General features: G+C 47.5%; 12 protein-coding genes. 4 read left to right on the top strand and 8 right to left on the bottom strand.

All coding sequences use genetic code 11. The features are described 5' to 3' along the window. The first annotated feature begins 50 nt into the window (after window positions 1-50). The gene (locus tag LDL40_RS10460; RefSeq protein ID WP_300995291.1) at window positions 51-1718 is read left to right on the top strand and encodes a S41 family peptidase; all 1668 of its coding nucleotides are present in this window, start codon (window positions 51-53) and stop codon (window positions 1716-1718) included. After that, window positions 1711-2112, top strand: coding sequence for a hypothetical protein (locus tag LDL40_RS10455; RefSeq protein ID WP_300995290.1), 402 nt, complete (start codon window positions 1711-1713; stop codon window positions 2110-2112). Before LDL40_RS10460 ends, LDL40_RS10455 begins: the two co-directional genes overlap by 8 nt. A 14-nt stretch (window positions 2113-2126) precedes the next feature. Here the strand turns inward: LDL40_RS10455 and LDL40_RS10450 are convergent, their stop codons facing one another. Continuing rightward, the gene (locus tag LDL40_RS10450; protein WP_300995289.1) at window positions 2127-2372 is read right to left on the bottom strand and encodes an XRE family transcriptional regulator; all 246 of its coding nucleotides are present in this window, start codon (window positions 2370-2372) and stop codon (window positions 2127-2129) included. Between the two features lie 257 nt (window positions 2373-2629). Between LDL40_RS10450 and LDL40_RS10445 the strand changes: the two genes are divergently transcribed. Next, on the top strand, window positions 2630-2875 hold the full coding sequence (locus tag LDL40_RS10445; RefSeq protein ID WP_300995288.1) for a hypothetical protein: 246 nt from the start codon (window positions 2630-2632) through the stop codon (window positions 2873-2875). Between the two features lie 78 nt (window positions 2876-2953). Here the strand turns inward: LDL40_RS10445 and LDL40_RS10440 are convergent, their stop codons facing one another. Further along, window positions 2954-3487 carry an AidA/PixA family protein gene (locus tag LDL40_RS10440; RefSeq protein WP_300995287.1) on the bottom strand — a complete coding sequence of 178 codons (534 nt, stop codon included), beginning with the start codon at window positions 3485-3487 and terminating at the stop codon, window positions 2954-2956. 221 nt (window positions 3488-3708) lie between these two features. On the opposite strand from LDL40_RS10440, the gene LDL40_RS10435 reads away from it, so the two are divergent. Continuing rightward, on the top strand, window positions 3709-5073 hold the full coding sequence (locus LDL40_RS10435; RefSeq protein WP_300995286.1) for a phosphomannomutase: 1365 nt from the start codon (window positions 3709-3711) through the stop codon (window positions 5071-5073). A gap of 18 nt (window positions 5074-5091) precedes the next feature. Here the strand turns inward: LDL40_RS10435 and LDL40_RS10430 are convergent, their stop codons facing one another. The 6 genes from LDL40_RS10430 to LDL40_RS10405 all read right to left on the bottom strand — a co-directional run. Then, window positions 5092-5643, bottom strand: coding sequence for an SRPBCC family protein (locus LDL40_RS10430; protein ID WP_300995285.1), 552 nt, complete (start codon window positions 5641-5643; stop codon window positions 5092-5094). An 81-nt stretch (window positions 5644-5724) separates the two neighbouring features. Further along, window positions 5725-6147 (bottom strand): hypothetical protein, encoded by a 423-nt coding sequence (locus tag LDL40_RS10425; protein ID WP_300995284.1) that lies wholly within the window; start codon window positions 6145-6147, stop codon window positions 5725-5727. 4 nt (window positions 6148-6151) lie between these two features. Next, window positions 6152-7480, bottom strand: coding sequence for a FliI/YscN family ATPase (locus LDL40_RS10420; RefSeq protein ID WP_300995283.1), 1329 nt, complete (start codon window positions 7478-7480; stop codon window positions 6152-6154). Continuing rightward, complete coding sequence (locus tag LDL40_RS10415; protein ID WP_300995282.1) at window positions 7470-8111, bottom strand: FliH/SctL family protein; 642 nt, start codon at window positions 8109-8111, stop codon at window positions 7470-7472. Before LDL40_RS10415 ends, LDL40_RS10420 begins: the two co-directional genes overlap by 11 nt. A gap of 1 nt (window position 8112) precedes the next feature. Then, complete coding sequence (locus LDL40_RS10410; protein WP_300995280.1) at window positions 8113-9132, bottom strand: FliG C-terminal domain-containing protein; 1020 nt, start codon at window positions 9130-9132, stop codon at window positions 8113-8115. Next, window positions 9113-10000, bottom strand: an 888-nt coding sequence (locus LDL40_RS10405) for a flagellar M-ring protein FliF C-terminal domain-containing protein (RefSeq protein ID WP_300995279.1), incomplete at its 5' end; no start/stop codon positions are given. The genes LDL40_RS10410 and LDL40_RS10405, both read right to left, overlap by 20 nt.

The following is a 10000-nucleotide window of genomic DNA, read 5'->3' as shown; positions in this document are numbered from 1 at the left end:
TCTGACGCTATGGCTTCAGGTGTTAACACTCAGTCACATGGAGAAACCTGATGCAGCAGAATATTAAATCAATATTGCCACTGCTTGTTGCTTTTACTGCTGTCACCTCCTGTGGTGGGGGTGGAAGTTCAGAGTCAAGTAACTCTGCTAACCCCGGCGGAGCAGCTGGCTCTGGCAGCGGCACTGCGGCGACCCCAACCTGGATTGCAGGCCAATTTAATGCTGAGTCTCAGTTTAAGAACTTTTGTGTAGCGCCCAGAACAGGCGTTGATCCTTACGAGGGAGGCACTTATCCGGATAAAGCCGGCACCGCCATGCATGAAAAAATGTGGCTACGCTCCTGGAGCAACAGAACCTATCTTTGGTATAAAGAGATAGCTGATATAGATCCAACCAGCTATAGCATTTCGACTTACTTTAATCTGCTGAAAACCACAGCAGTCACAGATTCCGGCGTCGCCAAAGATCAGTTTCATTTCAGCGAAAATACCTCAGACTACCAACAACAGGCTCAATCCGGTGTCAGTTCTGGCTACGGCATCCGCTGGTCTGTTGTTTCTACAGTGCCTCCCCGTTCTTTTACAGTGGCCTTTACCGAACCCAATTCGCCAGCCGCACTGGCTGGGGTAAAAAGAGGCGACTTTTTGCTGGAAGTCGACGGTATAGATTTTGTCAGTAATAGTACGTCTTCAGGAGTTGATGGACTCAATGCCGGCCTATTTCCTGAAAATGCAGGTGAGACTCATAGCTTTAAATTCAGAACCGCTGCTAATACAGAAATCAGCTATCAGCTCAGGTCGGCAAATGTAGCGTCAAGCCCGGTGCAAAATGCCAAAATCATCAACACAGACTCAGGACCGGTGGGTTATTTTCAGTTTAATAGCTATATAGTACCTGCCCAGCGCCAACTGATTGATTCAGTTAAACTATTCAGAGACGCTGCGATCAAAGAGCTGGTGGTGGATTTACGTTATAACGGCGGTGGTTTGTTAGCCTTAGCTGCACAACTGGGCTATATGGTGACAGGTCCGGCTATTATTCAGGGCCGTTATTTTGAACGTTTACAGTTTAACGATAAGTACCCTACTACCAACCCTGTAACCGGAGAGAATTTAGCACCAACTCCTTTTTATGCGAATGAAATCAACTACGAAACCAATACCCTGACAACAACAGTTTTACCCAACTTAAATTTAAGCCGTATTTATGTGTTAACCACAGCTAATACCTGTTCTGCCAGTGAAGCATTTATGAATGCCTTGCGGGGAATAGATGTTGAGGTGATCCAAATAGGCGCTAAAACCTGTGGTAAACCTTACGGTTTTTATCCGCAAGATAACTGTGGCACCACTTACTTCAGCATTCAGTTCAGTGGTATTAATTCCAAAGGATTTGGCGATTATGCGGACGGCTTTAATCCGACCAGAAACCCGGTGTTTGCTGCAGATATCAAAGGCTGTTCTGTAGCCGATGATTTATCCAGAGCATTAGGAGATCCGGAAGAAAACATGCTGGAGACAGCACTGTATTATGTGGACAATAACAGTTGTTTGGCTTTGCCAGGATCTGCGGTCAGCCAGACACAGGGGGCAAAATCCAGCCAGGCTGAGGCTGCATCCGCTTTCGGAACTTTACAGGGAGCAGCGGTGAGAGATCCTTCAGCTCTGCCTTTGACTAACAGTATTCGGCAACCCATCAGAGACCATAAGAGTGAATAAAAAGCTATTTTCCACCTATGCCATTTCAGGCAGTATGCTGCTCATCAGCGCTTGCCAGCAGGTTCAGGCCATTGCCGAACCTGCTGTACTGACAGAAACATCACCACAGGTGAAGCTGGAACTGCAGCTTCAGATCCAAAAGGCCATAGGTGGGCCTTTAGTCCAACTGGCCGACAATGCCTATTTATTTGAAAGCCAGCTATGGGTTGAATCTGTGGTATTAAAAGATGAGAAAGGCCGCCCTTTGGATGGTCGTCATATGGACTTAGCGAACCTGTTTATACTGCAAATAGAGCAAGGGCAATGTCAGTTAAAACACAATAAATCAGGGCAAGTCTTTGCGCTGATCAAAGCGAGATGTATGGCAGAAACTCAACGTTTTCCTGAAAAATAACACCAGGCCCTTGCTTATCTCAGGCCGGAGTCGGCAGCGTCCTGTCGAACCAAAGATAAAGCAGGTACCGCATAAAAAGCGGAGAGTTCCCGCACAGTGCGGTAACTGACTTTTTTACCTGTTTCCGCTCTTTTAATTGTCGCCAGTGAGACTCGTAACGAACGTTGCTGGCAGGCATTAAACAATTCTTCCTGACTCAAAAAACGTTGTTGTCGCAGTGATTTTAGCAACTCGACTTTTAATACCAGAGCTTCTTGCATAAGGCGCTCACTCCATGAATTGGAAAAGAGAATGGCTTCAGCAAAACCAGTGTTGATTCTAGCTCGATTTGTTTTCAAAAAAGAGACAGAATTATGAACCTGGACCTTTTATAAATCCACACGATTTTACAAATTTATAACTATTTTCTGTTCTGACACCGAACTGATGCGGTCTTTGAGACGACAGATCACCATTTTCAGCGCCGCAACTTGCTTAACGAGTTGATTTCTTAGCTCATTTAACAGAGGAAGGTTGTATGACGAATCAAGTAGGTGGCTGGAGCGCACTGATGACACCAGATCAATTTAGTCAGGGTATGAAACAAGCTGAAGATGCTTTTAGTTCTTTGCCTGGAGTTAGCTACCAGGCTCTTGCTGCACAAGAGCAAGTGGTCGCAGGTATGAATTATTGTTACTTCTGCAAAGCTCAGGTAGTGAGCCCGGCAAGTGCAGCCTACATGACCAGAATACTGGTTTATGTTGCACCAGGAGCAATCCTGTAGTCACTGCTATTGAGCGGATGTTACCCTAATTTTGCCCTGGTAGTGATAAGGGCCTGAACTTCAGGCCCTTCTGGTTTTTCAATTAGAAATACTGATAAATGGATCCCAGGTAAAATAGCCAATAATGGCACCTGTGCTGTTATTGACCAGTTTAAAACTCAGGGTGTACTGAATTTTCTGACCGGGTTCAATCACAGTGCCTTGTGTGGCATATGCATTATTGTGGAACAACTGCAAGGTACCATTGACCGGATCTGAGCCGCTCGGCAGGTACACACTGGTATGCATATTAAAATAACTTAATGCGGTAATACTGGCTGAAGGATTAAAACTACCGCTGTACAAAAACGCTGTGTAATCTGTATCTCCATCAAAAGTGCTCACGGTCCAGCGCACAGTGTCTCCGGAGTTGGCCTTTACGTCCAGCTCTGACCCGCCCTGATTACTGGCAATGTAGCTGTTTTGAGTAATCATTGAGACAAACACATCTGAACCGCCCCACGCGCCTAAATTAGTAGGGCTGCTGACTGAACCTGGTTGCATAGAACCATCACCTAAGCGTTCAGCCAGTTCTGCAGCATTCACTGCGACAAGAATATTGATAAGAGCCATGATCATTCCTTTTTCATAGTGAGATAAATTGCAAACTGACTTGCGGTTTGTGCCCGGAACATTGGAATTAGCGACCAATATTCATGGGTACAAAGAGCTTAATCACTTTCGAAAAAAGGTCAGTCGCAGAGCCGCATCAGTTTGGTATCAGCACCAGTTGCTCTCAATCCCGTTCAAAAAAGGTATACTTAAGCTTTCGTTGTGTCAGAAGAAAATAAACTATGTGGCCAGTCTCTTGTTTTAAAACCTATGATATTCGCGGCTCTGTACCACAACAGCTCAATGAAGAATTAGCCTGGCGTATCGGCAGAGCTTTATGTCAGGTGCTATCAGCAAAAACTGTGGTGATTGGCCACGATATCCGCTTGTCCAGCCCGGCATTGAGCGCAGCTTTAGCCAAAGGTTTAACTGAAGGCGGTGCAAAGGTCATAGATATTGGCCTTTGTGGTACTGAGCAAGTGTATTTTTCAGTGTTTCACCTCAACGCTGACGCTGGTGTTTGCATTACAGCCAGCCATAATCCCGCCAATTACAATGGCATGAAACTGGTTGGTAAAAATGCCGTCCCTCTGAATGCGCAGACTGAACTGGAACAGATCAAACAACTGGTCGCCACTGCGGACTTTAGTCATAGCGTTGCGCAACAGGGTGAGTATCAGCAGCAACACACTTTGGCTGCATATATCGAACACCTGCTGACTTACATTCAGCTGGACCAAGTCAAACCACTCAAAGTGGTTATGAATGCCGGCCATGGCGGCGCAGGCCTGGTGGTCAATGCGCTGGCACCTAAGCTGCCGTTGCAAATCATAGCGTTAGAATTTGAACCTGATGGTCATTTCCCCACCGGAGTGCCTAACCCTTTATTAGTCGAAAACCGGGCTGTGACCAGCCAGGCCGTGCTTGAACATCAGGCCGATTTTGGTGTGGCCTGGGATGGTGACTTTGACCGCTGTTTTTTCTTTGACGAGCAGGGTCAGTTTATTGATGGTTATTATGTGGTCAGCTTGTTGGCTCAGTCTTTACTCAGAGCCAACCCTCAGCAAAAAATTGTACATGACCCGCGTTTGTATTGGGCCACTCAACAAAGTGTCACTGAAAGTGGTGGTGTTGCCGTACTCAGTCAGACTGGCCACGTTTTTATGAAAGAAAAAATGCGGGCTGAAAATGCGCTTTATGGCGGAGAAATAAGTGCCCACCACTATTTCCGCGACTTTGCCTACTGCGACAACGGTACTATTCCCTGGTTGCTGGTGGCACAGTTGCTGTCCCAGCAGTCAGTACCACTCTCCTCCATGGTGAAGCAGTTGCAACAGCAATTCCCATGCAGTGATGAAATCAACTTTAAAGTAAAAGATGCCGATGCGGTCATGCAGTCGATTCGACAGCATTATCAGGCCGAATTACAGAGTATCAGCCTACTCGATGGTCTGGATTTGGTGTTTAACGACTGGCGGCTGAGTTTACGCAGCTCCAATACCGAACCTTTGCTTAGGCTGAATATTGAAACCAAAGCGAACCGGGTTTTGCTGCAGCAAAAAATCACTGAAGTATCGACACTGATCACAAAATTCGGCCAACAATAGGGGGAAACTCCCCCTTTTTTAACCTGCTGCAGGTTGTTCCAGCAGCAGTTTCAGCTTATCCAGGCCTTGTTGCAAATCTCTACCTATCAAGCCTTCCATATCCATCACCAGCAATAACAGGTTCATCGGATAAGGCATATGGCCCTGAAATCCCCAGCTGACCTTGGTTTGTCCGGAGGAATCGGGTTCAAGTTGCATATAAGCCTGCGCCACTGAAGCAAAAGGCTCTAAAAATCTCAGCTCGTAATCAATACGTTCACCGGTTCTGATCGCTTTGATTTCCTGTTCGCCTGCGCCTACTTCCTGCTTTTCACTCTGCCAGGCCGAGACAAAACCTACAGTGCCATCTTCACCCTGATAGGTTTTTTTCACATTCGGATCCAAAGCCATCCAAACGCTAAAATTGTCCTGATTTTTCAGTAATACCAAATAACTGAACAACTGATCTTTGGATTTATTGATGCTGACACTACGCTCTACCTGATAAGAGGAAGGCAGCAGCAAAGCCGCCAGTAACAACAATGCCACAGCAAGTAAAAAACCAATCAGAATTATTTTTATAAGTTTCATAAGGACTCTCTTCTGGTTGTAAAGACTAAACTCATCCCCTCACCAGTGTAGTCCGAAAATTTTAATTCAGAAAAGAATGACTTATGCCGGCTTTTTTAACCTGAGTTGAAACAACTGCATTGCAATTTCATCAGCCTGCTGCTGCTCGGCTTTTTGCTGCTTTTGCTGAGCGGTAAACTCTCTGTGATGGATTACTGCTTCAATCCCTTTGCTGTAGGCTACTTGTTTTTGACAGACCAGTTGCTGCTGTTGCAGCTCAGATAAGGCCGCGTCCACTTTTTGCAGTTGTTGCTGTTGCATATCCAGTAATACGGTTTTCATCGACCCGAGATTCTGCAAACCTAATGCAGATTTCATCTGATAACTGCGTTCCATGCCAGAAATATGTTCAGTCAGGAGTTGCAGGCGACGTTCTTCATTGGCAGCCTGCTGATTCAGTTGCTGCTGGCGTTGTCCCATCTGTTTTAAATTGGCTTGCTGTTGTTCCAGATATTTTTTCAACATAGGCTTAACTCAACAATTTAGTTAACTCGGCTTGGGATTGCTGAAAATCAGAGCTTTGTTGTAAGCCCTGACATAAAAAATGTTCAATCGCAGGATACAGCTGCACAGCTCTGTCGAGCTCCTGATCTTTGCCCATTTGGTAAGCGCCCAAAGGAATCAATTCCTGTACCTGTAAATACCTTGAATACAGTCGTTTTAACGCATAAGCATGTTTAAGCTGCTGATCCGGCACTATTTGTGGCATCACCCTGCTGATGGAGGCGCCAATATCAATAGCCGGATAATGCCCACGTTCGGCCAAGGTACGGCTTAAGACCACATGACCATCTAAAATAGCGCGGGCCGCGTCCGCTATTGGGTCCTGTTGATCATCCCCTTCGGCCAATACGGTATAAATAGCTGTCATACTGCCTTTGCTATCGGCACTGTTTCCCGCTTTTTCAACCAGTTGCGTTAGTTTGCTAAATACCGAAGGCGGATAGCCTTTGGTTGCCGGAGGTTCGCCTACAGACAAAGCAATTTCGCGCTGCGCCTGGGCATAACGGGTCAGTGAATCGACCAGCAGTAAGACGTTAAAGCCTAAATCACGGTAATAAGCCGCCAGCCTATGACTCAGCTCTGCCGCTTTGAGCCGCAGCAAAGGCGACTGGTCGGCAGGAGCGGCAATGACTATAGCTTTTTTTAAACCTTCAGGGCCCAGACTGTGTTCGATAAAATCTTTCACTTCCCAGCCACGTTCGCCGATCAAACCCACTATCACCACATCGGCCTGGGTGTAACGGGTCATCATACCCAGCAACTTACTTTTACCCACACCTGAACCGGCAAACAGGCCCATCCGCTGACCCTGACCTACAGTAAACAAGGAGTTGATAGCCCGAATGCCGACATCCAAAGGGGCGCTGACGCCTTTTTTTTGCAGTGGATTCACGGCGGGTAAAGCGGCGCTGATCCGGTCACCGGTTTTAATAGCAGCTTTACCATCGAGCGGGCACATTAAACCGTCCAGTACCCGGCCTAATAATTCGGTAGAAACCAGCAATTGACTGGCGGTTTCGACAGTACGAACCCTGGCACCGGCTCTTAAACCATCCACAGTTGTTAATGGCATTAAATAGGCCTGATCGGTGTCAAAACCTACCACTTCGGCGTCAAACCAGTGGCCAGTTTCGCTTTCGATCTGACAACGCTGACCTAAAGTAAAACTCTCACCTGCCGCAGATAAAATCATGCCGTTGACCCGCAATAAGCGGCCATAACTATGCACCCAGTCTGGCGGCTGGATCTGGGCCCTGGCCAGACTCAGGCTTTCGCTAAAGGACTTACGCATCATCGCCCAACAACTGGCGGCGCACAGGCAACATGGCTTGCTCTAGACGCTGCTGAAAATCCAGCTGATGCAATTGCTGACGACCATTAAACTGCACCCGGCCTGACGGCAAGGCGGCATCAAACTGCAATGGGATCTGTTGAATATGGCGAATGCCATTAAAAAGTGGAGCATCAGCTGCTGACAACTGAATAGACTGCAACGGATCGGTAGCCCCCAGTTGTGGCAGCAGTTGGTCAATAGCCAACTGCAGCAACGAAGGCTGCAATACCAGTTCAGTCTGCAACACTGCACTGGCCAGTTGCTGCACCAGCAATAACAATTCCTGCCCCAGCTGCTGTTCTTTATGTTGAAGCTGCTGATTAAATTGTTCGGTTAAAAAATCCAAAGCCCGTTGTTGCTTCTGCGCAAGTTCAGTCTGCTGTTTTTCCAGCTCTTTTTGCCAAAACTCCTGCAATTGTTGCTGGCCATCGCTGACACCACGCTGATAAGCGTCCTGCTCTGTTGCAGCCACTCCAGCCTGAAAGCCCTGCTGATAAAACTGCTCACTCAATTGCTGCGCTGTGGCACTGCCATCTTTGCGCTGCAAAGCGGGGAAGCGAAATTGTTGGTCCTGCTGCAACACGGCGCTCATATCAACCTACCGTTTCTTCAGGGTAGAGGCGATATTCAAGTCGGCCTGCTGCCATCATCTGTTTGACTATGGTCATGATTTCAGCTCTGGCAGCTTCTACTTTACGCACAGGTTGAGGTTTCATCGTGTCAATTTGCTGGCGATAAACCTGAGCCAATCGTTTTGGCAGCACAGCCAGAATACTTTCGGTCAATGCCAGATCAGCACCTTTCAGGGCGGTCACCCAAAGTTCATCCGGGATATCCGTCAGCAACTGATTCAGCACATCTTCGCTTTGACGGCTTAAGCTGTAGAAGTCATACATCTTGTCTTCAATCGCATCGGCCATCGTAATGTCGTGTTTTTTCAGCAGCTCCATCACTTCCACTTTGTTGCCACTGTATCTGTTCATAATGTCAGCCACTTGCTGTACACCATTGATACGGGCGCCCACTTGTTCGCCGACGTACTCAATACAACGCTCCAGCGTGTAGCGTAAGTCTTCAATCACGTGCTCGCTGACTTCACGCATATTGGCAATACGGAACAAAATATCGTCGTGTTTTTGCGCAGGGAATAAGCCCAGAATAGTGCTGGCTTGCTCCGCAGGTAAAAAAGCCAGAATAAGCGCCTGCATCTGAATATGTTCCTGCTCCATGAAGCGTACCAGCAATTCAGCAGGCACCCACTCCAGGCGGCGGACATCATCAGCCAAGGCTCCACCGTAAATGTCATCCAGCATGCCACGGGCTAATTTGCGGCCTACAGCTTTATCCAAAGCCCGCTCCAGATAAAGTCGTGAAGCGCCGCTGACACCACTTTCAGTGCGGTACTGATCAAAGAAGTCAGTCAGAATAGTAGCCACATCGTCTTGCGTCACATTGGCAATTTTGGCCATACGCTCAGACAAAGCCCGCACTTCATTTCGACCTAACTTTTTGATAATACAGGCCGCATTCTCTTCACCCATACTTAAAAGCAGGATGGCAGCTCTATCCAGATCAGAGATCTGTTTGCTCTGTTCAGCTCTTAACGGATTCAATGCTGACTCCTCGTTCTATCCAGTATTTGATCACAGCTGTCACCCGGTCAGATTCCCGGTTAGCAAGTAATTGCAAGTGACTGATTTGTTGGGCAAATTCAGAACCTACTTCAGGCAAATGCATACTATGTTGTGGTCCAGTGTTGATTGGACTGGCCAAAGCAGGATCGGCCTTCGCATCCAGCACCGCAGGCCCTGCAGCCAGATCTGCACTTTGCATTGGCGACAGATTCGAATGGGTGCCAATCGCGCCCTGTAAGGCTGTGGCTGAGTTTTGTTCTTTGTTCTTGCGGCTGACCAAATGATTGACCAGAGGTCTTACCCCAAAGATCACCAGAGCCAGGCCGATAATTGCACCGATCAGGTAACGCAAATATTCTTTCATTTCAGGCATTTGCCACCAGGCCATGCCTTCCATCTGAGCTGCAGCATCATTAGGCACAAAACTAAAGCTGGTGATATTAAACTGGTCACCACGCTCGGCCTGATGGCCAGTTGCAGTTTTAATCATCTCACCTAATTGAGCCAAACGCTCAGGTGTCCAACCTGCTTCTCCCGCAGCAGCTTCATTCACCAGCACCGATACACTTTGAGTTCTTATCCGGCCTATTTCATAACGGGTGTGGGTAATGGCTTTGCCTGTATCAAACTCGCGGCGCATTTCGTTACGCTGTGAAGTCCGTTCATTATTGTCGGCTCCTGCTGCGGCAGCGCCCGGTTGAGCAGGTACAGGCGGCTGATTGGCTAAAGAGCCCGGAATACCCATAGCCAGTTGATCCAGCATCGAATCGGTTTTGCTGTTTTCGCTTTTCAGTACCCCTTCTTTATCCAGCGCTTCGCGGGTTTCTTCAACCACATTAAAGTCGAC

Origin of the sequence: Rheinheimera sp., assembly GCF_020217005.1 — a bacterium.
Taxonomy (GTDB): Bacteria; Pseudomonadota; Gammaproteobacteria; order Enterobacterales; family Alteromonadaceae; genus Pararheinheimera.
This window is presented reverse-complemented; position numbering and strand designations above follow the sequence as displayed.